The organism is Candidatus Binataceae bacterium (genome assembly GCA_035308025.1).
Lineage (GTDB): Bacteria > Desulfobacterota > Binatia > Binatales > Binataceae > JAJPHI01.
Genome location: DATGHL010000004.1, coordinates 39,287 through 65,697, shown reverse-complemented (window position 1 = coordinate 65,697; position 26,411 = coordinate 39,287). Strand labels below are relative to the sequence as shown.

The 26,411-nt window shown below is 63.3% G+C and carries 26 protein-coding genes, 1 tRNA gene and 1 pseudogene; 10 read left to right on the top strand and 18 right to left on the bottom strand.

The genetic code is table 11. The annotated features are described in order from the left end of the window. From VKS22_00805 to VKS22_00760, 10 genes are all read right to left on the bottom strand, one after another. Positions 1-645, bottom strand: coding sequence for an LptA/OstA family protein (locus tag VKS22_00805; protein ID HLW69138.1), 645 nt, complete (start codon positions 643-645; stop codon positions 1-3). Further along, positions 623-1,174, bottom strand: a complete 552-nt coding sequence (gene lptC / locus VKS22_00800; GenBank protein ID HLW69137.1) for an LPS export ABC transporter periplasmic protein LptC — start codon at positions 1,172-1,174, stop codon at positions 623-625. Before lptC ends, VKS22_00805 begins: the two co-directional genes overlap by 23 nt. Before the next feature lie 125 nt (positions 1,175-1,299). After that, the gene (locus VKS22_00795; GenBank protein HLW69136.1) at positions 1,300-2,283 is read right to left on the bottom strand and encodes a radical SAM protein; all 984 of its coding nucleotides are present in this window, start codon (positions 2,281-2,283) and stop codon (positions 1,300-1,302) included. 58 nt (positions 2,284-2,341) lie between these two features. Beyond that, positions 2,342-3,364, bottom strand: a complete 1,023-nt coding sequence (locus VKS22_00790) for a hypothetical protein (protein ID HLW69135.1) — start codon at positions 3,362-3,364, stop codon at positions 2,342-2,344. Positions 3,365-3,834: 470 nt separating this feature from the next. Further along, positions 3,835-5,064: a CoA transferase gene (locus VKS22_00785; protein HLW69134.1), complete on the bottom strand. Its 1,230-nt coding sequence runs from the start codon at positions 5,062-5,064 to the stop codon at positions 3,835-3,837. Positions 5,065-5,097: 33 nt separating this feature from the next. After that, the gene (locus tag VKS22_00780) at positions 5,098-6,024 is read right to left on the bottom strand and encodes a glycosyltransferase (protein ID HLW69133.1); all 927 of its coding nucleotides are present in this window, start codon (positions 6,022-6,024) and stop codon (positions 5,098-5,100) included. Continuing rightward, positions 6,021-7,154, bottom strand: coding sequence for a hypothetical protein (locus VKS22_00775; protein ID HLW69132.1), 1,134 nt, complete (start codon positions 7,152-7,154; stop codon positions 6,021-6,023). Before VKS22_00775 ends, VKS22_00780 begins: the two co-directional genes overlap by 4 nt. Continuing rightward, entirely contained in the window at positions 7,151-7,558 is a 408-nt protein-coding gene (locus VKS22_00770) for a VOC family protein (GenBank protein ID HLW69131.1), read from the bottom strand. The genes VKS22_00775 and VKS22_00770 overlap by 4 nt, the downstream gene beginning before the upstream one ends. Before the next feature lie 21 nt (positions 7,559-7,579). Beyond that, on the bottom strand, positions 7,580-8,869 hold the full coding sequence (gene thiI / locus VKS22_00765; GenBank protein HLW69130.1) for a tRNA uracil 4-sulfurtransferase ThiI: 1,290 nt from the start codon (positions 8,867-8,869) through the stop codon (positions 7,580-7,582). Further along, positions 8,866-9,249 (bottom strand): dual specificity protein phosphatase, encoded by a 384-nt coding sequence (locus tag VKS22_00760; GenBank protein HLW69129.1) that lies wholly within the window; start codon positions 9,247-9,249, stop codon positions 8,866-8,868. The genes thiI and VKS22_00760 overlap by 4 nt, the downstream gene beginning before the upstream one ends. A 334-nt stretch (positions 9,250-9,583) precedes the next feature. Here VKS22_00760 and VKS22_00755 point away from each other — a divergent pair, with 334 nt between their 5' ends. Both VKS22_00755 and def read left to right on the top strand, forming a co-directional pair. Then, a complete protein-coding gene (locus VKS22_00755; protein ID HLW69128.1) occupies positions 9,584-9,799 on the top strand; it encodes a helix-turn-helix domain-containing protein in 216 nt (71 codons plus the stop codon). A 124-nt stretch (positions 9,800-9,923) separates the two neighbouring features. Further along, entirely contained in the window at positions 9,924-10,466 is a 543-nt protein-coding gene (def, locus tag VKS22_00750; GenBank protein HLW69127.1) for a peptide deformylase, read from the top strand. A gap of 24 nt (positions 10,467-10,490) precedes the next feature. Here def and VKS22_00745 read toward each other — a convergent pair whose 3' ends face one another. The 6 genes from VKS22_00745 to VKS22_00720 form a co-directional block, all read right to left on the bottom strand. After that, positions 10,491-10,853: a nitrile hydratase accessory protein gene (locus VKS22_00745; GenBank protein ID HLW69126.1), complete on the bottom strand. Its 363-nt coding sequence runs from the start codon at positions 10,851-10,853 to the stop codon at positions 10,491-10,493. A gap of 28 nt (positions 10,854-10,881) precedes the next feature. After that, positions 10,882-11,526 (bottom strand): nitrile hydratase subunit alpha, encoded by a 645-nt coding sequence (gene nthA, locus VKS22_00740; GenBank protein HLW69125.1) that lies wholly within the window; start codon positions 11,524-11,526, stop codon positions 10,882-10,884. Beyond that, on the bottom strand, positions 11,523-12,431 hold the full coding sequence (nthB, locus tag VKS22_00735; GenBank protein HLW69124.1) for a nitrile hydratase subunit beta: 909 nt from the start codon (positions 12,429-12,431) through the stop codon (positions 11,523-11,525). Before nthB ends, nthA begins: the two co-directional genes overlap by 4 nt. A 145-nt stretch (positions 12,432-12,576) precedes the next feature. Then, a complete protein-coding gene (locus VKS22_00730) occupies positions 12,577-14,937 on the bottom strand; it encodes a heavy metal translocating P-type ATPase (protein ID HLW69123.1) in 2,361 nt (786 codons plus the stop codon). 128 nt (positions 14,938-15,065) lie between these two features. Further along, a complete protein-coding gene (locus tag VKS22_00725; protein HLW69122.1) occupies positions 15,066-16,307 on the bottom strand; it encodes an RNA polymerase sigma factor in 1,242 nt (413 codons plus the stop codon). A 119-nt stretch (positions 16,308-16,426) separates the two neighbouring features. Next, positions 16,427-16,774, bottom strand: coding sequence for a YciI family protein (locus VKS22_00720; GenBank protein HLW69121.1), 348 nt, complete (start codon positions 16,772-16,774; stop codon positions 16,427-16,429). Between VKS22_00720 and trmFO the strand changes: the two genes are divergently transcribed. The 8 genes and pseudogenes from trmFO to VKS22_00680 all read left to right on the top strand — a co-directional run bounded on the left by trmFO (position 16,748) and on the right by VKS22_00680 (position 25,329). Then, a complete protein-coding gene (trmFO, locus tag VKS22_00715; GenBank protein ID HLW69120.1) occupies positions 16,748-18,277 on the top strand; it encodes a methylenetetrahydrofolate--tRNA-(uracil(54)-C(5))-methyltransferase (FADH(2)-oxidizing) TrmFO in 1,530 nt (509 codons plus the stop codon). The two genes, VKS22_00720 and trmFO, sit on opposite strands and share 27 nt — an antisense overlap. Next, positions 18,274-19,209, top strand: a complete 936-nt coding sequence (locus VKS22_00710) for a hypothetical protein (protein ID HLW69119.1) — start codon at positions 18,274-18,276, stop codon at positions 19,207-19,209. Before trmFO ends, VKS22_00710 begins: the two co-directional genes overlap by 4 nt. Positions 19,210-19,211: 2 nt before the next feature. Beyond that, positions 19,212-19,481 carry an HU family DNA-binding protein gene (locus VKS22_00705; protein HLW69118.1) on the top strand — a complete coding sequence of 90 codons (270 nt, stop codon included), beginning with the start codon at positions 19,212-19,214 and terminating at the stop codon, positions 19,479-19,481. Positions 19,482-19,529: 48 nt separating this feature from the next. Beyond that, complete coding sequence (locus VKS22_00700) at positions 19,530-20,945, top strand: hypothetical protein (GenBank protein HLW69117.1); 1,416 nt, start codon at positions 19,530-19,532, stop codon at positions 20,943-20,945. 215 nt (positions 20,946-21,160) lie between these two features. After that, positions 21,161-22,021, top strand: a complete 861-nt coding sequence (locus tag VKS22_00695) for a methyltransferase domain-containing protein (GenBank protein ID HLW69116.1) — start codon at positions 21,161-21,163, stop codon at positions 22,019-22,021. A 547-nt stretch (positions 22,022-22,568) separates the two neighbouring features. Beyond that, entirely contained in the window at positions 22,569-23,285 is a 717-nt protein-coding gene (locus tag VKS22_00690) for an SDR family oxidoreductase (GenBank protein ID HLW69115.1), read from the top strand. Between the two features lie 80 nt (positions 23,286-23,365). Beyond that, a tRNA-Ser gene (locus VKS22_00685) sits at positions 23,366-23,457 on the top strand. Positions 23,458-24,378: 921 nt separating this feature from the next. Beyond that, positions 24,379-25,329: pseudogene (locus tag VKS22_00680) on the top strand (IS1595 family transposase). Here VKS22_00680 and VKS22_00675 read toward each other — a convergent pair. After that, on the bottom strand, positions 25,307-25,648 hold the full coding sequence (locus VKS22_00675) for a hypothetical protein (GenBank protein HLW69114.1): 342 nt from the start codon (positions 25,646-25,648) through the stop codon (positions 25,307-25,309). The pseudogene VKS22_00680 and the gene VKS22_00675 sit on opposite strands and share 23 nt — an antisense overlap. After that, positions 25,620-26,249, bottom strand: a complete 630-nt coding sequence (locus tag VKS22_00670; GenBank protein HLW69113.1) for a hypothetical protein — start codon at positions 26,247-26,249, stop codon at positions 25,620-25,622. The genes VKS22_00675 and VKS22_00670 overlap by 29 nt, the downstream gene beginning before the upstream one ends. Positions 26,250-26,411: the final 162 nt, after the last annotated feature.

The window sequence follows — 26,411 nt, the reverse complement described above, 5'->3', positions numbered from 1 at the left end:
CTATTGCTGCTGTGATCCTACCTTCTGATTATCGCTAGTTTTCGACTCGCGAGGAAAGACTATAGCTTTGACTCCGCCCTCAACTTCGCTCTTGCTGGTGTCGGTATGGACCGTAATCTTTGTTCCGCTAATCTGATCATTGCCGTCGTGGCAGACCGGGCTGCCGGTCAGAACCACGGTATGCGCCGCTTGGTTCTGGACCGTGTGATCGGAAGTGCACCACTGGGTTCCCTGGCTCATCCGCACGTCGCCGTCAGCGACCATCTCCTGAACTTCGTGGAAGTCCTTGCCGTATTTCACGTTGAGCGTCTTGCTGGTGAGTTGCCCGTCCGCCTGCGTCGCATGGACGTGGCCGACGAACGTCACGGTGTTGCCCTTGTAGTCGAGCGCCAGCGAATCGGAGTGGATATTTACGGGGCCACGATTCTTGGTGTTGTCAAAAGCTCCGAAAGGGCCCCCGGTCGCTCCTTTGTTGTCTTTGTCATCCGAGCTTGAAGCGGCAGCAGGGGTCGCCTGCGGGGCTGCTTGAGCGATCGCCGCGCGGAGACCGATTGTCAGGCCAATCACCGGAAGGGCGAACTCAGCGAGGATCGCAACGGTCAGACCCAGCCCGGCCGCATCACTAGGAAGCCTTCGCTTTATCACTTTTCTCCTTCGGAAGGATTCGGGTGTTGACCTCACTGCGCAGCTCGAAGAGCTGGGCGTTCGGATGACCGCTCATCCCGATCCCGGTTACCACCATATCCGGAGCTTCGATCTTGACCGGACCGTCCGCGTCAATTCGATCCTTATCGGGCGCAAAGGTGGCTTCGCTGGTGGTCAGAACAAAGTCGCCGTAATGCATCACGAGAGCGCCACTCATATTAGCCTGAATAATATGGCTCCCATTCATTTTAAGTTTGGCTAAATTTGCGGTGAGATCAACCCGCTTGCCGTCTTTCGCAATCATCGAAAGCTCCGGGTTGACCAGAATGATGGCGGTTTTGTCATCCGAATAGCTCGCGTCCTTAGCCTTCAGGACCCACTGGCTCTGATCGCCTTTCATCTGCGTCCAGCGGAAATTGTGTGCATGCAGAAGTGATCCGGGCGCGATCCCAACCGCCGCTTTGACCAGCTTCTCTCCGGCCGTCCGACGACGCACAACCAGGACCGTAACGATCAGCAGCAGAGCCAAGGCGATTGCGCCGATTCCGCCGAGCAGCTTCGCGATCCGCCGCGGACTCATCGCAGAGTTTCCACCGATCGGAAGCTAGCAGCAGAGGTTTTCAGTGTAAACCGAACTGTCGATGGGGGCAGCGTCTAAAAGCCGAGCAGAGACTGAACGTCCGCAGCGTTGCCGCCAGTCGCCCGCGCTGCTCGATCCTGCTCCTCCCGCGCGAGCGCGAAACCGTATTTGCGGCGCAGCCGATCGAAGATCATGCCGAGATGATCGTCGTAGGCGCGCGGCGCATAGGCGCCGCGCACGTAATAATCGTCGATTCGCGCCGCTTGCGCGGGAAAAGCTTTACGCGCGAAGGGCAGGAAGCGGCGCGCGGCGGCCGGCTTGAGGAACAGCGATCGCCACCAGACTGCTGACGCGCCGAAGCGTCGCGCATTCTGGATTACGCGCTCGATCGCCGCCGGGTCGTCGGTGATTCCTGGAATCATCGGCATCATCAGGAGGTTGCAGCGGATTCCCGCGCCACTCAGCTCCCGAAGTGCGTGCAGACGCAACGACGGGCGCGGCGCGCGCGGCTCGAGGGCGCGTTGGAGCCGTCGATTCAGCGTAATCAGCGAAAAATTGACGCTCAGCTGCGAGCGCTGATTGATGCTCCGCAGCAGATCGAGGTCGCGCGTGATCAGCGACGACTTGGTGGTGATCGACAGGTTCAGCCCACCCAGCCGCGCGAAGACTTCGAGCATCGCGCGCGTCAGCCCGAATTTTCGCTCCGCCGGCTGATACGGATCGGTGGCAGTGCCGAGCGCGATCTGATCGGTGCCTATCGCGGTCCGTGCGAGGTTGCGCGCGAGCGCCTCGGCGGCGCCACGCTTGACGAAAATTCGCCGCTCGAAAGCCATCGGGTCGCGCTGATCGAGAAACTCGTGGGTGTAGCGCGCGTAGCAATAGACGCAGCCGAACTCGCATCCGCGATAAGGGTTAATCGTCCAGCGGAAGGGCATCCCTGGACTGTTGCAGCGATTGAGAATCTGCTTTACCGGCATCTCGACGAACTCGACGTCGCGCAGACGGGTGCGCGCGGCGGCAGTCGCCGGCAACAGGGAGAGCTTTGACGCGGCATTCATCGAATCACCGCGTCCAGTTTCGCTATTTTTTCGCTAAAGAGTCAAGGGCTGAGTCATTTCAAGGCAGCGCGACGAGGTCGAAGGCCGGGGGGAGCTTTTCGGCGACAATCGCCACGGTGTCGTCGCGTTCGTCCATTCTGATCACGGTCCCGTCGCTGAGTGCGCCGAACAAAATCCGCTCATCGCCGGGCTGTGCGATCAGCCGCATCACCATCCCGCGGGTCGGATAGACGTTGCCGTCAGCCTGCGCGATCGGCGTGAAGCTGACGCCGTGGTCGGTGCTGCGGTACATCAGGGCGTTGGCGCCAATTTGATCCATCGACCAGGTCGGAGGCGGACCGCCGGCCGCAGCCGTGTAGATGATGCCGCCGGGGAGGGGGAGCAGCGGCACGACATACGGGCGGCCGAGCCCTTTCAGCAGCGTCCAGGCCGCGCCGCCGGTCGTCGAGACATAAAAGCCACCGCCGGTGGTCGCATAGAGACGATGCGGATCGTTCCGGTCGGCGGCGAGGCAGTGGATGTCGGCGTAGATATTCTGGCTGAGCGGCTCGAAGCTCCGGCCGCGATCGCGCGAGCGGAAGGCGCCGCCTTCCTCGACGCCGACGTAGATCGTATTCGCGTCGTGCGGATTGAAACTGATCGAGCGGACGTGCGGAATGTGCGGCGGCTGGGGAAAGGTCCAGCGGTCGCGGCCGGGCAGCTTGAGAAAGCCCAGGCACTCGCGGAAGCTGCGGCCCGCGTCCTCGCTGCGCAACAGACGCGCGTTCGAGGCCCCGACGAAAACTTCGCCGGAACGATCGGGGGCCGCGGCGAGCGCCCAGACCTCTTCGTCGCGCGCGATGCCCGGAGTGATGTCGCGCCAGCTCCGTCCACCGTCGTCGGAGAGCGCCAGCGCGCCCTTGCCGCGCGCGCTGCCCGCTTGCGCATTGTGGATCGAGCCGGCATAGAGCAGATTCGGTTTGGCGCAATCCTGCGCGAGGCACCAGACCGAGGGCGGATCGGCCGAGACCATCCGCGGCGTCGCCCCGCGATCCGGATCAAGGATTACGATACCCTTGGCAGTTCCCACGCATAGCCGCATCGCGCTCACCTCCCGATCGCGACCCGCTGGCCGCGACGCTCCTCCCAACCACAACCTGCGCTCCGAGGCCAAACCTATCCGATTCGTGAACAGAATTCAGCGCGCCGAGGGAAGCCCTTTTTCCGCCAAATCCTTTGGAAGTCTTCGCCCTCTTCTTACTCTGAGAGACTCGAACGGGATAGTCAAAAACTCGCATCCCTGCGAAAGCGACGAGTCAGCCCAGCCCTTTCGCTTCCCTCCAGCAGGAGTTGAACGAGTGCATTTAATTCCGGCAAGCATTATTTGCTATCCCCCAGGAGCGCTCTCATCATCAAGTAATGAATCGGAGGCTCAAGAATCCGGGATTTCCTCGCCGCGCTCAGAATGACAAAAGTAGAGTAGTGCTACTAGAAGTAGCAAGGTAATTCTGAGAAAGTCTGCGAGCGACGATATAAGAATCAACGTATTTGGCTGCTATTGCGTAAAGTTCCTCAAGTCACTTTCGAGGCGCGCAAGTTCTGGCGCTTTGTCGAGTCGAGGCCGAGTTCGGCGAGGATTTCGTCGGTATGTTCACCGAGGCTGGCGGCGCGGCGGCGGACCCGCGTCGGCGTGCGTGAAAACTTCGCGGCCGGCCCGGTAATCGGCACAGTCTTGCCGTCTTCCTGCTCGACCGGCTGGAGCATCTCGCGTTCGAGAACGTGCGGACTGCGCGCTACTTCCGCATAGGTGCGGACGCCGGCGACGGGGACCCCGGCTGCGGTCAAGGAGCGCTCGACCTCCGCGATCGGTTGCGTTTTCATCCAGGCGGCCACGGCAGCGTCGGTCTCCTTGACGGAATGATGGCGCGCTTCCATCGTCGCGAAGCGCGGATCGTCGATCATGTCGAGACGCCCGATAATTTTCGCCAGTGCGCGCCAATGGGGTTCGAGCAGCACGGCGAGGAAGACGTGGCCGTCGGCGCATTCAAATGCATTGACCGGGGCGCTGAACAACGAGCCGTTGCCGAGCCGCTGCAATGGGAAACCGATCGCGCCCAGGGTCAGATAGCCGTTGGATTGAAATAAAATCGAATCCATCAGGGAGACGTCGATATGCTGTCCCTCGCCGGTCTGATCGCGATGGCGGAGCGCGGCGAGCGCGCTCAAGGCGCCATGCAGTCCGGCCAGGTCGTCGCCTAGATAGGTGGCGCAGCGGACCGGCCCGCCGTCGGCGGAGCCGTTGAGCGACATGAAGCCCGAGGCCGCTTCCGCGACGGGATCGTAGCCCGGGCGGTCGTGATCCGGACCGAAGAGGCCGAACCCGCTGATCGATACATAGATGATGTCCGGCTTGACCGCACGGCAGTGGTCGTAGCCGAGGCCCCATTTATCGAAGGTGCCGGGACGAAAGTTCTGGACCACGACGTCGGAACGCGCGGCGAGGCCGAGAAAAATTTTGCGTCCCTCGGCGCTGCGCAAATCCAGCGTCAGGCTGCGCTTGTTGCGGTTGACGGTCGCGTGCAGAAAGCTGACGGTGCTGCCTTCGCCGGTCACAAACGGCCGGACCCGGCGGCCGACTTCGCCTTCGGTCGCCTCCACTTTGATGACGTCAGCGCCGAGATCGGCGAGCACGCATCCGCACATCGGACCGGCCCAACTGGTCGTTGCTTCGAGCACGCGGAGGCCGTGCAAGGGTCCGGTAAGGTCCTTGCGCGCATCGCGATAGAAATCCCGCTTTTCCATCAAGTACTCCTATCGATCGTTATGCGCGGCTCGCTATGCGCGGATATCGCGCGCCGCCAGTGTCAACGCGAGGCGGCCGCGCCAGTAGCCGAAGAAATTTGCGCATTCGAGTTCATGATAGATCGCCCGCTCGCGTTCGCCACGCATCAAAGCCATCGCCATCCGGATCGCGTTACGCGCGAGCTTATCCGGATGATTGTGCGTGCGGCCACCGGCGATCGCGCTGCCCAGCCCGAAGGCGTAGCTCTTGCGACGCAGATAGGCCCGCGTCATCCGTTCGGGCGGAATCAGATGATGGACACGGGCGGCGGGCGCGAAACCCATCGCGCCACCCGCACGCATGATGCGCTCGAACAGCTCGGTATCCTCACCCGACATCGGATTGCCGCCGACGACGCCCAACTCCTCGCGAAAGCGTCCGAAGCGCGCGAAAGTCTCGCGCCGAAATCCGACGTTCGCGCTGAAATAGTTATGAATCGAATCGAGCTGATGCGGCGGTGCGGCCAGCAATTCGGGCACATTGTGCACCGCCAGCTTGATCTGGAGGCTGGGTCCGAGCCATGGCGGCGGCGATGCGCTCCAGCGCGGGATGACCATCCCGCAGACCGCGTCGAGACGCCGACGCTCCATCGCGGCGAGTAACTCGAGCGCCCAGCGCGGCTCGGCCACCGCGTCATCGTCGATGAACAGGATGACGTCGCCGCGCGCTTCGTCCACCGCGCGGTTGCGTGCATAGCTCGAACCTTGTCGCGGCTCAAAGACGCGGCGCATCGGGAACGGCGCCGACACGGCGAAGCGATCGGCGACTGCGGCCGTATCGTCGGTCGAATTGTTGTCGATGATCAAACACTCGGCGGTGAAACCGCCGGGAATTTCGAGCGCCGCGATACTTGCAAGCGTTTCGAGCAGCAGGCGCGAACGATTGTGCGTCGGCGCCGCGATGGTGATGATCCGGTTCACGGCTGATGATGGTCAGAAGGGCTCGAGGTGGCAGATGGCGTCGCGGTGGCAGACCTGACGAACGGTCCGGCGGCCTTGGCTAATGCACCATCGCCAAATGCCAGCTGACTGATTGTCACATAAGGTGAAGCGACCTGCTGCACCGCGGGCGCCACGCTCAGAGTGAAGCCGAAGGGCCGCGATTCGCCGGGCATCAAGGGGGCGACGGGCGCCGTGAAGTCGGTGAATTCGAGCGGCGTGATAATTATCGGATGTTCCTCATGGTCGACCTGTTTCAAATCCTTGCCGCGGCCCTCATACCAGGTTACCGACAGGATCAGTATATCGACGGGCCGATCGCCGGTATTACTTACGTCTCCGAAAATTGCGGGCACCCGGTCCTCTGACATCTTCATCGCGACGTTTTTCAATTTGAGCATCGCCATATATTGATCCATCTCGCCGCGCGAGGCTCGCAGACGTTCCATGCGTCCCAGTTCCTGACTATAACGCGCCGCCAGCCCGGTGCTGCCAGTACCCTCCTGATGGCTCAAATCATCGATCATCGAACGCCACTCGGCGATCGCCTGATCGTAGCGCAGCGCGAAATAATCGTTCATCGCCTGACGATGGCGGTCGACGATGCGATCGCGCGCGGCAAAGCCGGCGACCACGCGCCAACGATGATGTTCCTTCACGAGGAAAATCCGGTCGTCATAGATCCAGCGCGGATAGTTCCCGCGATCGAGCGAGGCTTGCGCGGCGTCGGTGGTGACGCCGCCGCGGCCGACCGCGGCATTGAGGGAGCGCTCCCAGCGCGGCAGGTCCGGCGCCGTGATCCTGACCGGCACGGTTGCGGTGAGGCCGTTGGCGCCGCGCTCCTCGGCGCCCAACTGGTAGTGCGTCAGATGCAGCAGCGGACGAAACCACACCGGGCTGGCGTCGGGCGCGAGCGGGATCTCGGTGAGGAATTCCGGCAGCGCGCGGTCGCGATGGTCATCCTGAGAGAGCAGTTCATAGCAGGCTGGGTAGTTGAATTGCTGGAGATTCTCGAGATAGCGCTCGGCGACGCCGTGCGGCAGGCGGCGCGCACATCCGGCGAGGGCCATCGCGCAGAGCAGTGATGTGAACCACCGCGGGCACCGGCTCATCGTGGATTAAGGCCGGCGGGCATCTGCTTCAGCTCGATCACGTTGCCTTCAGGATCGCGGATATAAATCGAACGGCCGAGGCCGCGCGCACCATAACGAATTTCCGGCTCGCCGAGCACCTCGACGCCGAGCGCGCGCAGATGGCTCGCCGTCTTCGCAAGATCATCGGTGACGACGCCGAGGCAAAAATGATCGACATTGCGGTCAAGTTCGGCTGCCCCATCGGGAGCTGGAATCAGGTCGACCATGCCGGCGCCGGCGCGCAACTGGATCAGGCCGAGATGCTCGACGCGTCGCTCCTCGCGCAGGCCGAGCACGCGCGTGTAGAAGTCCAGCGCCCGCGCCTGATTACGGCATCGGAGCACGACGTGATCGAGTTCCGCGATTGTGAACGGGATAGCCATCGGTGCGCGGGTGCGTGAGGGTTACTGGAGCTCGTGGCGTCGAAGCGCCGGCGAGCTCGCATCACTTTGAGCGGCGTGCGTCGCAGCCGCCGGAAAAAGGTTGTGGACCGCCTCGCTGCGGGCGACGGCGTCATCGACCATCTGTGCGATCTCGAGCATCCCCTCCGCCGCAGTGACTTCCTCCAGGCGCGCGCGGGTCGCGGGATGGGAAGGGACGAACAACGAGCAGCAATCCTCGTCGGGCAGGATGGAGGTCTCGAAGGTGCCGAGGCGGCGCGCCTCGACGATGATCTCGTTCTTGTCCATGCCGATCAGCGGACGGATCACCGGAATCGACGCGGCCTGCTCGATGACCGTCATGTTCTCGAGCGTTTGCGACGCCACCTGGCCGAGGCTCTCGCCGGTGACCAAGGCTTGCGCGCCCATCGCTACGCCCAACGCGCCGGCGATGCGCAGCATGAAGCGGCGATAGAGCACGACGCGCAGGAAGCGCGGCGCACGCGCCACGATCGACCGCTGGATCTCAGCGAACGGCACGAGCATAAGGGTCGAATGGGCTTCGTAACTGGTCAGAGCAGCGGCCAGATCGCGCGCCTTGTCGCGGCTGGCGCTCGAGACCAGCGGGTAGCTGTGAAAATGAATAAAATTCAGGCGCATGCCGCGACGCATCATCCGGTAGGCGGCGACCGGCGAATCGATCCCGCCTGACAACAACACTGCGCCCTGACCGGTCGTCCCCACCGGCAAGCCGCCCGCGCCCGCGAGCTTGCCGCCAGAGACATACGCGCCTTCCGGCAGGATCTCGATTGCTACCACCAGGTCGGGATGCCCGAGGTTAACTTTGAGCCCAAGTTCACGCACGATCGTGGCGCCGAGCGTGCGCTGGATCGCCACCGAGTCGAGCGGGAAGCGCTTCTCGGCGCGGCGCGCCAAAATGCGAAAAGTCAGCTCACTCCCGCAACTCGTCCGGATGAGCGCCTGCGCAGCGGCCAACGCGGCGCGCTCGATGGCGCTGATTTCGAGAGGAACGCGATGGCCGATCGAGAAGTTCTGCAGGCCGAAGATGCGGGCGGCGCGCTCCTTCGCGACCTCGTCGCTGAGTGAGGCGGGTAGCCGCACCATCAGGCGCGGTCCCGCGCCGCGCAGTCCGCCCAGTTGATGATCGGCGAAGGCGGCGACGACATTGCGCTTAAGCTCGTCGACGAAGCGCCAGCGGTTGCGCCCTTTGAGCGCCACCTCATGATACCGGCCGATTAGATAGCGATCGCTATCGGCTGCGCTCGTGCGTCGATCCTCCCGATTGCGGTTCAACGCTCGAACCTCTCCAGCCATCTGCGCCGCTCGCGGACAATCGGACGCTTGCGCTGGAGCAGATCGTACGCGGCCTCAAGACTCATTCCGCGCCGCGTATGCAGAAACCACGCGACCACAAGGGGCGCGCGTTCACTGCCCTCCTCGCAATGCACGAGCACGCGCTGATTCAGCGCAAGCGCCGCGTCGATCAGGCCCGCGCTGCTGTCCAGTGTGGCGCGTCCATTGAGCAGGAACGGCAATTGAATCGAACGCTTCGGCTCGCACGCCGGGACGTCGCCCAGTACGCTGATAATCATGCCGTCAAACTTGACCGCGTCCTGCAGATCACCGACGAACAGGCCGCCAATGATTTCGCTCTCACCCCACGGCAGCAGCAAATCGATCCCTCCCGAGCCGCGCCAGCATATCACTTTCAGGGGTGCCCGCTTATAGTCCGCGCCGGCTTCGGGAGGCGTTGTCTGATTGGCCGTGCGCGAACCCGCTCCGGGGCATAGTTAAATCTCCTTATCTTCCCTCGGTAAAAAGACCCGACTGATATGAGTTCATAGCTGCGCTAACTGACGGTCAGTTTCGCTGGCCTGAAAACTTTTTGTCTTAGCGAATTTGCGCTTGTCATTTGCACAGCACGATGTTAACATCCAGTCAACTTTGGATTGGAGAAACGGGCTCGAACGATCATAAAGTCACACAACCGGGGGGGAGAGATTCTTAATGGCGCACGTGATGACGTTGGAAGAGGTGGCGAGTTACCTGCGAGTGCATCCATCGACCATTTACCGGCTGCTGAAGAAAAGACAGCTGCCGGCCTTCAAGGTCGGGAGTGACTGGCGCTTTAACCTCGAGTCGATCGACCGCTGGCGCTCGGACGCCGAGGGCGGACAATCGGCAGAAGGCGCACAAGCGGTAGTCGGCTTCGCCGACAACTGATTTCGCCGAGCGCTCGGGCGAAGCTGGGTCCTTCGCCCGAGCCGCGAGTGACTTCGCGGCTTGACATCCCGTTGCAGTGCACATAAGCCGAAGCGCATCGGCTGGTTGGAGTTGCGCTGCCTATATGATCCTCAAAGTCGCTCGACTGGGCCATCCGGTCATCCGCACGATCGCGCAGCCGGTCCGCCCCGACGTCATCCGAACGTCCGAGTTCCAGCGACTGCTCGACGATATGGTCGAAACCATGCACGAATACAACGGTGTGGGTCTGGCCGCGCCTCAGGTCCACCTCGCGCTCGCGATTGCGGTGCTCGAAGTCGCCGACCATCCGCGCTATCCGGAGATGCCGCACGTTCCGCTGACCTATTTGATTAATCCGCAGGTGACGATTCTCGATTCCGCGAGCGTCGAGGATTGGGAGGGATGTCTCAGCGTCCCCGAGATGCGCGGGGTGGCGCCGCGCTACAAGAAGTTGCAAGTGACGGCGCTCGGGCGCGATAGCGAACCACTCGATTTTGTCGCCGAGGATTTCCATGCGCGGGTGATTCAGCATGAAACCGACCATCTGCGCGGCGAGGTCTACCTCGATCGGATGCCGAATCTGCAATCACTCAGTCATCTGGCGGAGTGGCAGCGGTTCGTGCTTGCGCCGGCGGCGAAGAAATAATCTCTGCGCGGACTCTGCCCGTGTTCAGGCGATTTTAATCGGGCCGCTGGAAAGCGCCTTGTTGCGCGCGGCGGGATTGGCGGCGATCGCCGCGGCGCGACGGTCGATTTCAACCAAACTCGCGTGGCCGTTTTCCCGAAGCGATCCTTCGAGCGCGGCGAGCCAGCATTCATAATAGCTGGTCGGGCTTCCGCCGGCGGCCGCTTGTGCGTCGGCCCGCGCGATTTCAGCGATCAGGCGTTGGCGAAACTCCTCCCACGCGAAGCTCCCGCGCGCCGCCAGATCGAGCGCCAGGGCGAAGGCGCGGGCCTCCCAAGGCTCGGCGAAGGTAACGCCGCGCGGCTCAATCCCGCGCGTCCGCATTAGCTCTTCGAGTGATTGCGCCATCGATTTCGATTTATCTCGCGTGACCTGATCAGCCCGCGGCTTTGGCCGGCGGGGCGACGACTCCCGTTCCGATCATCGCGTCGCGCGTCACCAGTTGCGCCAGCTCGTCCTCGCCCAGGTGATCGCTGCCGGCGGGTCGCAGCGGCAACACCATGTAGCGGATTTCGGCGCTGGAATCCCACACCCGAATCTCGACGTCGCCTGGCAACTCGAGGCCGAAATCGCGCAATACGCCGCGCGGGTCGCTGACTGCGCGCGAGCGATAGGCGTTGCTCTTGTACCAGACCGGCGGCAGCCCGAGCACCGACCACGGATAGCAGGAGCAGAGCGTGCAGACGACGAGGTTGTGCACGCGCGGCGTGTTCTCGAGCACCATCATATGCTCGCCCTGCGGTCCCGGCGCGAAACCCAATTCGGCGATCGCGGAGGCAGCGTCGCCGCTCAGGAGACGCCGCCGGTACGCCGGATCCGTCCACGCGCGCGCGACCACCCGCGCGCCGTTGCGCGGCCCGATCTTGTGCTCGTAGGCGTCGACGATCGCATCCAGTGCGGCCGGATCGACCAACCCCTTCTCGACCAGTACGGCCTCGAGCGCCTTGACCCGCAGCGCCGGCCCGCTCTCGGGAGCGTTGTGTTCGCTGTGCTCGTCGTGATCGTGATCGTGCTCGCTCATCGCCGCTTCTTTCCCTTCCCGGCCGGCTGCAAGCGCGCGCGCGACGAGCCGCGTCGCGGCGCTGGCGGCTGGGCTGTTTCGATCTTTTTACTGATTTTCGCTGGCGCTGTGGCAGCCCGAGTGCGTAAAGCACGGAGCTTCGGCTTCGCCGCACTGATCTCGTTCGCAGCCTTTGCCGCGCGCTTGAGCCCACTTTTGGCGGCAGCGTCGAAGTCGATATAAGCCTCCCAGAGATCGACGTATACCCGCTGCCCGGCGGGATAGCTTGGGCCCCAGAGCTCGCGCGCCGCGAATTGGATCGCATAGCAATGCTGGGGCTTAACGCGAATACCCAGCGCGTGCGCGTCGGGAAAGATGAAGCTCCCCCAATCGCGGTGAACGACGCCGCGACGGCCGCGCGTGTAACGCGGCGCGCGCGTATGCCCCTCAGGATTCAAGTTGCGCACGATGACCCGGTCACCCGGTTTGAAGCGCGCTTTGAATTTTGGATCATGCCGGAGCGCCACTGCGGCACTCGGCCGCACGGCGCCGGCGTCCGGGTTCGACCACAGGGCCGTGTCACTATCACCACTCGCGGCGACCCTGCCGGAGCCGCCGACGGACTCAAGTCTGCGGTCGTTGATCGCAGCATCGATCTCGCCGTCGCGCAGCACCCCCTTCTCCGTCAGTATTGATTCGAGCGCATGGAGCCAATGCTCGTAGTAGGATGAGGCGAGATAATGCGCCGGCTCCATCCGCTCTATCACGCGCCGGAACTCGTCGACGTTGGCGTGTCCGCCACCCATCGTCGCGAGCGCCAGCGCGAAGGTTCGGCGTTCCCAGTCGGCATGAAAGACCGGTTCGTTCGGCTCGGCAATCACCGGCCCGAAACCATGCATGCCGCCCAGGTCATGCACTCCATTCATTGTCTCACCGTCTCACCGCCTGAAACGCTAGGCTGCGATCGCCGCCGGGGTCAAACACACTAGCGGAGCGCGGCCTCCGCGCGTAGCGAGCAGGCGAGTCCGCAGCTGCGTCAAGAATCTGCGTTGCGCGCAGCTTACGGTACGATCACAGCGCGACGCGACGCAGCCTTAGGGCATTCGCGATCACCGAGACGGAGCTCGCGCTCATCGCGGCGCTGGCGATCATCGGGCTGAGCAGCAGTCCGAAGGCCGGGTAGAGCACGCCGGCCGCGACTGGAATTCCCAGCGCATTGTAGGCGAAGGCAAAGAAGAGATTTTGCCGGACGTTGCGGATGAACGCCCGGCTCAAGTCGCGCGCGCGCACGATCCCCATCAGATCACCTTTGACCAGCGTGATCCCCGCGCTCTGCATTGCGAGGTCGGTGCCGGTACCCATCGCGATTCCCACCGTGGCCGTCACCAACGCCGGCGCGTCGTTGATGCCGTCGCCGGCCATCGCGACGATTCTTCCCGCCGCGCGCAGTTCGCGTATCACGCGCGCCTTGTCCACCGGCGCGACTTCGGCGTGAACTTCGTCGATCGCGAGTTCGCGTGCAACGGCCGCGGCGGTGACGCGGTTGTCGCCGGTGATCATCACGACGCGGATGCCGGCGTCGTGCAGCGCGCGCAGCGCCTGCGGCGTTGCTGGTTTGATCGGGTCTGCCAACCCGAGCAGGCCGGCGATCTTTCCATCGATCGCGACAAAGATAACCGTTTCGCGCGCGCGCAGCGCGGCGGCGCGCTCGGCAAATCCGGCAACGACCTCGGCGCCGAGGAAGCGCTCGCTGCCGACCGCGATCACATGTCCCTCAACGACACCGCGCGCGCCCTGCCCCGGTGTCGCGGCGAAATCGCTGGCGGGACTCAGCATCAGACCGCGAGTCGCGGCGGCCGCCGTCACCGCGGCCGCCAGCGGATGCTCGCTCGAACGCTCGAGACTCGCCGCCAGCCGGAGCATTTCGTCGACGCTGACGCCGTCGGCGGCCTCGACCGTGACCACCGCCGGCCGACCCATCGTCAGCGTCCCGGTCTTGTCGAGCGCCAGCGTGTCAACTGTCGCGAGTCGTTCGAGCGCTTCGGCGTTGCGCACCAGCACGCCTGCAGATGCGCCGCGCCCGCTCGCGACCATTACCGCCATCGGAGTCGCCAGGCCGAGCGCGCAGGGGCAGGCAATAATCAGCACCGCAACTGCGGCGAGGATCGCGTGCGGGAAACGCGGCGCCGGACCGAGCAGAGCCCAGACGCAAAAAGTCACTGCGGCGGCGGCGACGACGGCGGGGACAAAATAGCCGGAGACCGTGTCGGCGATTCGCTGGATCGGCGCGCGGCTACTTTGCGCTTCGGCGACCGTCCGCACGATCTGCGCGAGCATCGTGTCGCGGCCAACGCGTTCGGCGCGCATCAGAAAGCCGCCCGCGCCATTGAGCGTCCCGCCAATCACATGATCGCCCTGTGCCTTCTCGACCGGCAGCGGCTCGCCGGTGATCATCGATTCGTCCAGCGCGCTCCGGCCCTCGACGACCAAGCCATCGACCGGAACCTTTTCGCCTGGCCGCACCCGAATCAGGTCGTCAACCGCGACTTGTGCCAACGCGAGATCTTCTTCGCGCCCGTCGGGCCGCACGACGCGGGCGGTCTTCGGCGCGATGCCCAGCAAGCCGCGGATCAAGCCGCCGGTGCGCCCGCGCGCGCGCAGTTCGAGCACCTGGCCCAGCAACACCAGCGCGACGATCGCGGCAGCCGCTTCGTAATAGACTGGCGCGCCGGCCATCGACCCATTCCATCCCGCGGGAAACGCCGCCGGCGCGATCGTCGCGGCCACGCTCGCGCCGTAGGCAACTCCAATGCCGAGCGCAATCAGCGTGAACATATTGAGGTGGCGATTCGCGATCGAGCGCGCGCCGCGAACGAAAAACGGCGCTCCGCCCCACAGCACCACCGGCGTCGCGAGCGCGAATTCGATCCAGTTGAGCAGGCCGGCGCCAAACGCGCGATGGAGCGGCATCCCAGGAACCAGATCCGCCATCCCGAGCGCGACGATCACGCTCGCCAGCACCGCGTTGACCCAGAAGCGCCGCGTGAAGTCGATTAGCTCGGGATCGGGCGGCGGCTCGGCATCGAGGCTGACGCGCGCCTGCAACGCCATCCCGCACTTGGGGCAGGTGCCCGGGCGATCGCTCACGACCTCCGGATCCATCGGGCAGAAGTACTCGGCGCCGACTCCGGCAACCGGCGTTTGCGCATGATCGTGGGCTGACGAAGCTGATTGCGCGCCGGTATATTTCAGCGGGTCGGCGATGAACTTGTTCATGCACCCGACGCCGCAGAAATAGTAAGTTGCACCTTCTCGATCGTGACGCCACTTCGCCGTCGCCGGATTAACCGTCATCCCGCAGACCGGGTCTTTGACGCGCGCCTCTGGGATTACCGGCGCCGCGATCGTTTCATTACCGACCGAACTTGCCATAAGGACAATCTTATCGAAATTCACTAGTGGAGGCGCGCTGCGCGCCGGAACGAGCAGGCGAGTCTGCGAGCTGCGTCGGAATCCGAGTCCGCGACGCGCGGCATAATTTAACATTCGTTCGTTGGAAGCTATTGGCTCTCGACTGCCGCCAAGCGACGCGCGAGGAAGCGCCGTTCGGGTCCGGCGCTGACCAGCGCCAGCGCGCGACGGTACGATTCCGCCGCCTCCGCCCGACGCCCGAGGCGCCTGAGGAGGTCCGCGTGCGCCGCCCACATCAGATGGTACGTCTCGAGATCTTCCCGCGCCCGCAGCGCTTCGATCATGCGCAGGCCATCGGCCGGTCCTGACGCCATCGCAACGGCCACTGCGTGATTGAGTTCGATCACCGGCGACGGTCGTAACCGCATCAGATGAGCGTACAGCGCTTCGATTTCCCGCCAGTTCGTGTCGGCGGCGCGCACCGCCCGCGCATGTACCGACGCGATCGCGGCCTGGATCGTGTAGGGCCCGGCCGGCGCGTCGGCCATCGCGGCCTGCACGAGCGCCAACCCTTCGCGAATCTGCTCGCTATGCCAGCGCGTGCGATCCTGCTCCTCGAGCAGTACGATTTCGCCGTCAGAATTGAGCCGCGCCGACCGCCGCGAGTCCTGGATCAGCATCAGCGCGAGCAAGCCGCGCGCCTCACTCCGCTCGGGCATCAAATCGCTCACGACGCGTCCCAGGCGGATTGCTTCGCTGCACAGATCCGCGCGCACGACCGTGTCACCATGCGTCGCCGCGTAGCCCTCATTGAAGACCAGGTAGATGACCGCGAGCACGGCGTCGAGCCGCTCCGGCAAAAGCGCCGCACTCGGGACCTCATAAGGAATCCGCGCCGCTTGAATCTTGCGCTTGGCGCGCACCAGCCGCTGCGCCATTGTCGCGGCCGGAACCAGGAAAGCGCGCGCGATCTCCTCGGTGGTGAGGCCGCAGAGCGTGCGCAGCGCCAGCGCGACCTGCGCCTCACTCGCCAATGCCGGATGGCAGCAGGTGAAGATGAGCCGCAAGCGCTCGTCGGCGGGCGCGCCTTTTGCCGGCGAACCTTCGGCCTCTGCGCTCTCCTGCTCAAGCATCCGGATTAGCTCCGCGCGACGTTCACCGAAACGCACCTGACGCCGAATCCGGTCGATCGCTTTATGTCGCGCCGTGCCGACGATCCAGGCGCGCGGATTTTGCGGTACGCCCTCGCGCCGCCACTGCTCAACGGCCGTGGTGAAGGCCTCCTGCGCCGCATCCTCGGCGAGATCGAAGTCGCCGATCAAATGAATGAGCGACGCGACGATGCGGCCAAACTCATCGCGATAAAGCTGTTCCAGTACGTCGGAAGTCATGGCGGCGATACGATCCTAACGCATCGCATCGCCGCCATTCTAGAATCCTTGACGCAGCTCGCAGACTCGCCTGCTCGCTCCGCGCCGGAGCGCTCCGCTAGCGTGTCGTCGCGGCTTGCCTAACGATTCATCTGCATGATTGGGCGCACTTCGATCGAGCCGTGCTTCGCGCCCGGGATGCGCGCGGCGATCGCGAGCGCCTCATCGAGGTCCTTCGCCTCGACCAGGTAGTAGCCGCCGAGTTGTTCCTTGGTCTCGGCAAAGGGGCCATCGGTGGTCACAGTCTTGCCGTTGCGCACCTGCACCGTCGTCGCGTTGCTGGTGGGTTCGAGCCGGTCGCCCGCCTTGAATTTGCCATTCTTCACGATGTCCTGCGTGAATACCATGTATTCATTCAGCAGCTTGGATTCGTCGGGCGGGCTCATCCGGTTCTTTTCGTTGTGGTAGATCAGCAGCATATATTGCATCGTCGTCGCCTCCTTGGCGGTTTTGGGTTTTCGTCCTCTAGTCGAACAGAACCTCGGCGGATCGACAGCTCGCCAAAACTTGCCGCGAAGATTTTTTCTGCGGGTTTACACCGCGAGGCCAACGCGGCACGATCTATCCCCGTGAAACCAGTTCAGATTGTCAGCGTGATCGGCGCCGGACTCGCCGGTAGCGAGGCCGCGTGGCAGCTCGTCCGCCGAGGAATCCGCGTGCGGCTCTTCGAGATGCGCCCTGCGCGGATGACGGAGGCGCATCAGACGGTGCTGTTCGGCGAGCTCGTATGCTCGAACTCGTTGCGCAACGACTCGCTCGAGACCGCGGTCGGCGTGCTCAAGGAAGAGATGCGGCGGCTGGGTTCGCTCGTGATTGACGCGGCCGACCGCGCGCGCGTACCGGCCGGCTCCGCCCTCGCGGTAGATCGCGACACCTTCGCCGGCTTTCTCACTGCGACGCTCGAACGTCATCCGCTGGTCGAGGTCGTGCGCACGGAGACGCTCGCAATTCCTGACGGTCCGACGATCGTCGCGACCGGGCCTCTCACCAGCGCCGCCTTCGGCGCTCAGCTCGACGGTCTTATCGGCGCGCGCAATCTCTACTTCTACGACGCGATCGCGCCCATCGTCACCGCCGATTCGATCGATCTTAATATCGCCTTCAAGGCCTCGCGCTACGGCAAGGGCGGCGACGATTACGTCAACTGCCCGATGGACGAGACGCAATACGACGCCTTCGTCGGCGCGCTGCTGGCGGCCGACAAGATGGCGCTGCACGATTTCGAGCGGCCGGTCTATTTCGAGGGCTGCATGCCGATCGAGGAGCTGGCGCGGCGCGGTCCGCGCACGCTCAGCTTCGGACCGATGCGCCCGGTCGGACTCGCCGATCCGCGCAGCGGGCGTCGGCCGTTTGCGGTCGTGCAGCTCCGCCAGGACGATCGTGAAGGCCGCCTCTACAATATGGTCGGGTTCCAGACCAAGATGACCTATCCCGAGCAGCGGCGGGTCTTCCGCATGATCCCGGGGCTCGCCGCCGCCGAGTTCGTGCGGCTCGGCTCGCTGCATCGCAACACCTTTATCGATTCGCCGCGGATTCTGCGTCCAACCCTCCAGTTGCGCGCGCGCGATGATCTTTTCATGGCGGGCCAGATGGTCGGAGTCGAGGGCTACGTCGAGTCCGCCGCGATGGGCCTGCTGGCCGCGATCAACGCTGCGCACCTGCTCGCGGATGCGCCCCTTGTCGTCCCGCCGCGCATGACCGCGATAGGCTCGCTGATCGCATACATCACCGATCCTGAGCGGCGGGATTTTCAGCCGATGAACGCCAACTACGGCCTGATGCCCGAACTGCGCGGACGCGGACGTCAGAAGAAAATCGATCTCGGCTTGCGCGCGCTTGCCGCCTTTGACGAATGGCGCGCCGCCGCGGCTCCGGATTCTCCCGCGCAAGCGCGCCTACCGCTGCCGAACGTCGAGGAGGCAATTCAATGAAACTGGCGGCGCTCGACGTCGGCACCAATAGCGTCCTGATGCTGGTGGTCGAGCGCGGTGCCGACGGGCACGTGCGGCGACTCGCGGACTGGTCGCGCATCACGCGGCTCGGCCGCGGCGTCGACGCGACCGGGCATCTGGATCCGGTCTCGGCGCTGAAGACGCTCGATGCGATCGGGGAATTTACCGATCAGGCGCGCGCGCTCGGAGCCGAAAAAATCCTGACGGCCGCCACCGCCGCCTTGCGTGACGCCGCCGACTGCGCCGATTTCCTGAGCCGCGTCAAAGCTCGCAGCGGGCTCGACCTCGAGGTCATCTCGGGCGAGACCGAGGCGCAGCTTGCCTGGCTCTCGAGCATCAAGGGGCTGGATCTCGATCCGTCGAGCAAGCTCCTGATCGTTGATATCGGCGGCGGCTCAACCGAGCTGATTCGCGCGCAGCCCGGCGGCGCGATTGATCTCGTCAGTCTGCAGATCGGTTCGGTGCGGCTGACCGAGCGGCTGGTCCATGCCGACCCGCCGGGCGCGCGCGAGGCCGCCGAACTGCGCGTCACCATCGATCAGGCGCTCGCCGCCATTCACTGGAACTATCAGCCCGATCTGATGGTCGGAATCGCCGGCACGGTAACGACGGTCTGCGCGGTGGCGCTCGGTCTCGAGCGCTATGATCCCGACCGCGTGCACGGCTATCGGCTCGCGCACGCCGACGTTCTGCACGTGCTCGGAAAGTTGGCCGTGCCGCTCGAACAGCGCAAGCAAATCCCCGGAGTGGAAGCCGGGCGCGCGGACGTCATCCTGGCGGGCGCCGCGATTCTCGAGCGCGTGATGGCGCACTTCAAACTCGATCAGGTAATTGTTAGCGATCAGGGCGTGCGCTGGGGTTTGATCTGGCGCGAGCTCGAAACTCCATCGACGGCTGCGGCTGAGCAGTAGCCGTGACGAAGGCGGAATTGATCGATTTGGTGGCGCGCTCGGCGCACCTGTCGCGCCCGTCAGCCGCGAGCGCAATCGAACTCACGTTTGAACAGATCGCGCGGGCGATCCGCCGCGACAAGCGCTTCTCGATCCCGGACTTCGGCACCTTCACGGTGCGCCGGCGCAAGGCGCGCCGCGGCTATAATCCGCGCAAAAAAGCGATGATGACGATTCCCGCATCGCGCACTATCGGCTTTCGGCCTGCGCCGAAGCTGAAAAAAGGTCTCTGACCCGCCATCGCCGCCGCCGACCCCGAAGCCACGAATTTCCCCCGCTGGTTGCCACTGGCGACTTTGGCCCTCGCGATCCTGCTCGGCGGCTATCTACGCTTCGTCAATCTGGACACGTTGGAACTCTCGGCCGACGAGGGAGCCTCGTGGGCAGCAGCGACCGCCCCATCGATGTTCCAGGTGGTGCGCGCCCAGGCGCGGCTCAATCCCGGCGAGCTCGGGTTGCACGACGTAGCACTGCATCTGTGGATCGCTGCCGCCGGCGACAGTCTCATCGCGATGCGCTCGCTGTCGGCCGTGGCCGGCACGCTCGCGATCGTGATGGTCTTCTTCGTCACGCGCGAGATTCTCGCACTGTCGTCGTTCCGCGACGCTCCGCAAACGGCCCCAGCGCCGGCGCACGACATCGCGGATGACAAGTTGCTCGCGGCGATTGCCGCGCTGCTCTTCGCCGTCAATCTCGTCACGATCAAGTATTCGCGTGAGGCGCGCATGTATCCGCTCGCGCTGGCGCTCACCCTCGGACAAGTCGGCAGTTTCTTGCGTGCGCTCCGTCGCTCCAGAGCAACTGACTATGCGGCGACCGCCGCGCTGACCGCGCTCGCGATCAGCGCCACTTTCAGCGCGATCCTGGTGCTCATCCCGGAGGGGCTCTACGTGACGCTCGTGCTGGTCAGGTCGCGGCAACGCGCCGCCGCCCGCGTTGCTCGTTGCGTCGCCGCGCTAGTCGGCGGGTTGCTGCTGCTCACGCCGCCTCTGATTCTCTATCTGCACGCGCGCGGTGGCGCCCCCGACGCCGCGACCTGGGATTGGATTTCGCGTCCTTCGATTGGCGCGCCGATCGCGCTGTTCAATAAAGCCACGGGCACATATGGTTTCCCGCTGCTCGCGATTCTCGTTGTCACCGGTGTCGCCCGCGGATGGGCTTGGCGTCGCGAGGCCATAAGCTATCTGCTGCTTTGGACTTTCGCGCCGCCGCTCATCCTGACCATCGTCTCCTTCGCGATCCGCCCCGCCTTCGTCGAGCGCTACCTCCTTGCCAGCTTCGCGCCGTTTTTCATCCTGGCCACAATCGGGCTGCTGGAACTTCGCCCGCCGGCCTTCCGCCCGGGCGCCTTGGCGCTAGTCGTCGCGGTTGCGCTCGCCCACGATGCGGATTGGTACGCGAAGGCGCACGGCGACCAATGGGCCGAAGCGACCGCGGTCGCTGCCACAGGTTTGACCGCTAACGGCGCGATTGGCGTCGCGCCGCGCTACGCAGCCAATGTGGTGCGCTACTATCTGCGCAACATGCAATCAGCGCCCGCGGTGGCGCCGCTCGATTCGCAGCCGCCGCCTGCGGTAGTGATCGTCGGCGACACCTACGCCGCCGCGCACGCCGCCGACCTCGCGCCCCGCTATCCGCATCTGCTCGCGCATCTCCGCGGCCTCGTCGTGCTACGTAGCGTCGTGTCGCGCGAATAACCGTGCACGAACGCCCTCTCTTTTTGTCATCCTGAGCGCAGTGAGCAGCGCGAACGCAGTCGAAAGGACTTCGGACAGCTTCGCGCCAGCGAAGCCGGCACCGGTTTCTGCGCAGACATTCCCGCCGCAAAATTGCGATTGTCATGTTCTGCCCGTTCACGTCATTCTGAGGTTGCCGAAACGTAAGGCGCATTGCCGCGACGGAGTATTGGAAAATGACTGATCAGAACGCTGATTTTACACGCTTGAAGAGCGAGCAGAAACGCGATTGGGACGCCGCCGCCGCAGGCTGGAAAAAATGGTGGCCGATCTTCGAGCAGGCGGCACAGCACGTCAGCGACCGCCTCGTCGAACTGGCGGGCGTGAGGCCCGGCGCCCGCGTGCTCGATATCGCCACCGGCACCGGTGAGCCGGCGGTGACCGCGGCGCGACGGGTCGGCGCGACGGGCCGCGTGATCGCCACCGATCAATCCGCCGGAATGCTCGCGATCGCGCGGGAGCGCGCCGCGGCCCTTGGCCTCAACAACCTTGAGTTCAAGGAAAGCGACGCCGAAGCGCTCGCGCTCAGCGAGCGCGACTTCGACGCCGTGGTCTGCCGCTGGGGCTTTATGTTCATGCCCGACATCGATCGCGCCTTGACCGGTATCCGCAGCCGGATGAAACCCGGCACCCGCCTCGCGACCGCGGTCTGGTCGACGCGCGACAAGGTCCCGATGATCACGCTGGGCACCGATCAAGTGCGCAAGCTCGCGGGCCTGCCCTCGCCGCCGTTCGACGCGCTCGAACCGCTGCGGCTTGCCGACCCGTCGATTCTCACTCACGCGCTTGCGGCGGCGGGCTTCAAAGACGTGCAAGTGAAACGCCTGCAGGTAGTTTTCGAGTTCGCCGCGCCCGAAGCGCTCGCGCAGTTCCGCAGCGACGTCGCGGCGCCGTTTCGCGCCCTGCTCGAACGGCAAACGCCGGCGTTGCGCGACCAGATTATCGCGGCAGTGACCAACGCCGCTCGCGCCTTCGTCCAGCCCGACGGCAAACTGCGCACCTCGAACGAGACGATTCTTTTTTGCGCGCAGAATTAGACCCGGGCGCCGTTTATGGAAGATCACGTCAAGGGTGAAAACCTGCACTATGCACCGCTCCCTACACAAACCTGTTAACAAGATGTTTCGCGTGAAACATTTGGTACGATCAAGCAAAGGCTGGCGACCGCCGGGCGGCGCTCGGCCCGGGCAGTGAAACAAAGGTGACAAAAATGTTTCGCGTGAAACATTCGCCCGCGTCCGATCGGGCAAAGGCCATGACAATGGAGCGCTGCGCTGCCCGGCGGTGAAAAAAAGGTTTCACGCGAAACATCGGGTGTGCGCTCCTGCAAGAGCGTGACCATCAAGCACGGCTAGGTGGGGAACAGCTTCACTTTGCCCGTCGACGCGCAAAAACTTGTGGAGCTGTTTCACGTGAAACATCGACGCGCCCGATCGTGCAAGAGCGCGACACGCTAGCAAAGCACGGCCGCCGCGCGGAGCGAGCACACGAGTCTGCGAGGCGCGGCCGAGCTCAGGAGTCTACGAGCTGCGTCGAAAAATGCCTCAGAGAGGAGCACGCGGACGGTGAAAAAGTGGTGAAAAAGTGAAAAAACTTGCGGTAGTGACCGGTGGGAATCGCGGTATCGGGCTGGAGATCTGCCGCCAGCTCGCCGCTTTGGATCTCAAGGTTGTGCTGACGGCGCGCGACGCGGTCAAAGGCGCCGCCGCTTGCGCGCAACTTACCAAGTCGGCGCAGAAGTCCGCCGGCGAGATCGTTTTCCATCCCCTCGACGTCGCCGACGATTCGAGCATCGCGCGCTTTCAGCGTTACGCCGAGGCCGAGCTGGGGCGCTGGGATATCCTCGTCAACAACGCCGGCATCTACCTCGACGGCGCCCACACCTCACTCGATATCGGTGCGGCGACGTTTCGTCAGACCCTCGCCGTGAATCTGACTGGCGCGCTGCTCCTCAGCCAGGCTGCGATCCCGCTGATGCGGGCGCATCGTTACGGCCGTATCGTCAATGTTTCGACGGATATGAGCACACACGGCGACGGACTCGACGCCGGCGGCTATCCCTCGTATCGCGTGTCGAAGGCTGCGCTCAACGCGATGACGCGGGTGATGGCTGCCGACCTGCGCGGAACCAATATACTGGTCAACGCGATGTCACCCGGATGGGTGCGCACCGAGATGGGCGGTGTGGGCGCGCCGCGTTCGGTGGAAGAGGGCGCAGAGACCGCGGTGTGGCTGGCCACGCTCCCCGATCGCGGCCCGAGCGGGGGTTTTTTCCGCGATCGTGAATCGATTGACTGGTAACTTATCCGCAGCGTGCGGTCGCTCCGCGTTGGCATACTGGCAAGTCGAATTCATCCGATGGCATACTGAAGCCCCATTGCGGAGAGGTGGCCGAGCCCGGTTTAAGGCGCACGCCTGGAACGCGTGTAGGCTCGCAAGGGTCTCGGGGGTTCGAATCCCCCCCTCTCCGCCACCCAGTCTCAGGATTTGTAGATTCTCCGTGAAAACGCTCGAAATCTTCGCATTTATGCGGGCTTATTCGCCCGCAAAGAACCCGGAGCGGGTCCCGAACTCTGCGCCCGGCGAGCGACTTTGGCGATTGATCTCTGCCGGCAGTGACGCCGGGTCCCTTCAGGTGATTTCGGCGGGTCGGCCGAAGCGCCACGTCCTTCCCGTTTGTCGTAACGCAACTGAGATAGGGTCGCTGCGGCTGGGTGGATAGCAACCCAGAGCAGGAGTTTTCCCTTCAAGCGTCCACTTGCCAGCTGGGGCCTTACGATTGCGCGGGCTATAAGGGATACCAGCGCTGGTGATTATTTCGTCGGTCCGCACGATCCAGTGATGCTTTCGATACCCGCTGAGAGCTTGCCCGCTGCGCAATCCGTGTTGCCGTTAAATCCGGTCAATCGCTCCACTTGTCCCAGTGAATTACGCTGGCGAGCGGCTTCCTTCTAAAAAGGGGCCTTGGTTGTTGCCTTTTGATTCCAAATTGCTGGACTGCGTTGGTCGACCAACGTGAGACCAAGCGGCCGACCCTGCACGCCAAGTAGACTGGCGCCGGCCTTCTGATCGGAGGCCGGCGCCAGGTCCGTGCGATGGGGCTAGAACTATTTAGCGGCGTTGGCCTTAGGAGACTTCGCTGACTTGGCACGCGTTGCCGACCCGTAACGTTGTTTGAAACAGGTGCGACAGCGGGCGTCGCGGCGCTTGATGAACGACGGGGCGAGATCATCACTGCCGCAGTAACGGCAAACCAGTTTCCCTGGGTCTGAACCTGATGCCGCCCGCGGCGGCCGCCGTGCGCTCTTCACGGTTTTGGTGGCGACCCTCCTCGCGGTCACGACCGGGTCCTTTTGTAACTATCCCTTTGACGTAGGTGCGCGCCTTTAGTACTATGTTCGACATGAGCAAGGTCAACCGCAATAAGCCGATACGTTCCGGGGCGTCCGACAGTACTTACTCGCTCATGGATTTCGAGCGAAATTATCCAGACGATGCAGCTTGTCTTCAGAAACTCGTCGAATGGCTCTATCCCGATGGCATCTTCTGCCCCAAATGCAAAGCCGTCACAAAGCATCATCGCGACAGCAAGCGACCTTCCTACTCGTGCCAGAATTGCGGTCATCACGAACACCCAATGAGCGGGACGATCTTTCAGGATTCGGCTACTTCGCTGAAACTCTGGTTTTACGCCATGTACTTGATGGCCTCTACTCGATGCGGGATTAGCGCCAAGCAGCTTGAGCGGGAAATCGGCGTTACCTACAAATGCGCGTGGCGTATGTGCAAACAGATTCGTTCGATGCTGAATGAAGATGACGGGCCAAAACTGTCTGGCAAGATTGAGATGGACGAAAGCGCATTCGGCGGGTTGGAAAAGAACAAACACGCCAACAAGCGGAAACATCTCGGCACCGGCGGGGTCGGCAAGACCGCCGTCTTCGGCATGGTAGAGCGCAAGGGCAGAGTTGTGGCAAAGGTCGTTCCGAACCACCCAAGCTGCAACCCTGCTTCCGCACGTGACTGAGCGAATAATGCCGAAGAGCATGGTCTTTACCGACGAATACGCGGTCTATAATCCGCTGGAGCCACTTGGCTACAGCACAAGCGCGTCCATCTTGCGACCAAGGTCTATGTCTCGGGCGATGCACACGTGAACACCATGGAGGGCTTCTGGAGCCTCATAAAAAACGGGATTCGTGGTGTCTATCACAATGTCGGTTCGCATTATCCGCAAAGCTATCTGAACGAGTACGCTTTTCGGTTCAATCGCCGACCGAACCTTGGACGACACAATATGTTCGACGCGCTCACGAAGCAGATCACGAAGAAGGTTTCTGCCTAGATGGCCGCTTCCGCGTGGCTTTCTTAAATACGTCCAACACCTCGCGTTCAGTCGGAATAGGAATATCAATCCGATCCGCAGCGTTCGGAGCTAACGTTTTTTGCAAGCGGGGCCGGGTGGATGAATCCAGCTTTGTGTATTTCTTTGCCGCGGCTTTTTCTTTTTCTCGCATTTCTACCAACACTGGGTTGTTGAGCAACTCGTCCAGCTTCCATGCGCCGATCACGATAGCCATTCCAGTGTTTACGTTCGCCCATAGTTTCGTTGGGCGCAACCGTTTGCCGCCGTGCTCATCGCGCACTTTCTGCGAAAACAGCATCCGGTTCTGGATATTGCATATGCCCGCAGTCAATTCCCATGAGAACCGTTCTGTTTCGCTGTAAGCCGTTATCGTCCAGATCGCTAAAGGCTTTGAGCCGTTCCTCTCTGGAAAGGGAGGTGTCGCGATGGGGCGGTAGTAGTGCGAATATCGGAGACCCGCTAAATCCTGAGACAGATCGAATTTCGGCTAGAAAAGCATCCTGGTATCCAACCTCGGTTCGGATTGGTTGGTGAGGGATTGGTAGTTGCGCGATCATGCCAAATCGAACTGTTGGTTGATTGCGCTGTACGCCATCACGATCTATGAAGCGACCAACGACAAACAAGTCGTCGCCGACACCGATCTTAAATCGAGAGATGATCTCCGGAGAAAGAAGGGTTTCACGACCAAGAAGAAGCACATTAAGGTCTGCCCAGAATGGATGCCCCACAGGTGCAACGGCGAGGTCGGTCTCACCGTCTGGATGCCGAAACCAATCGCTGGTTCTTAATTCTAAGACAAGTGAATCCCCGTAATGTGTGTTTACGCGAATGACCGGATGGCTTTGCACGACGTGCCAATTACTAACGGCGTAGATATGGCTGGAGTACTCGTTCATCGGAATCCCGAAGAAGAATCCGCTTCCGCCAGTCTGTACGCCCCGATTCGCATCAGCCCTGCTCGCGTATAGATACATCGAGCAATTGAGCTCGTATTCGCGCAATCGTGGCTAGCTCTTTCCCACGCCGACAGCGGAGGAGCCGCCGTAAAAGCGTATCGA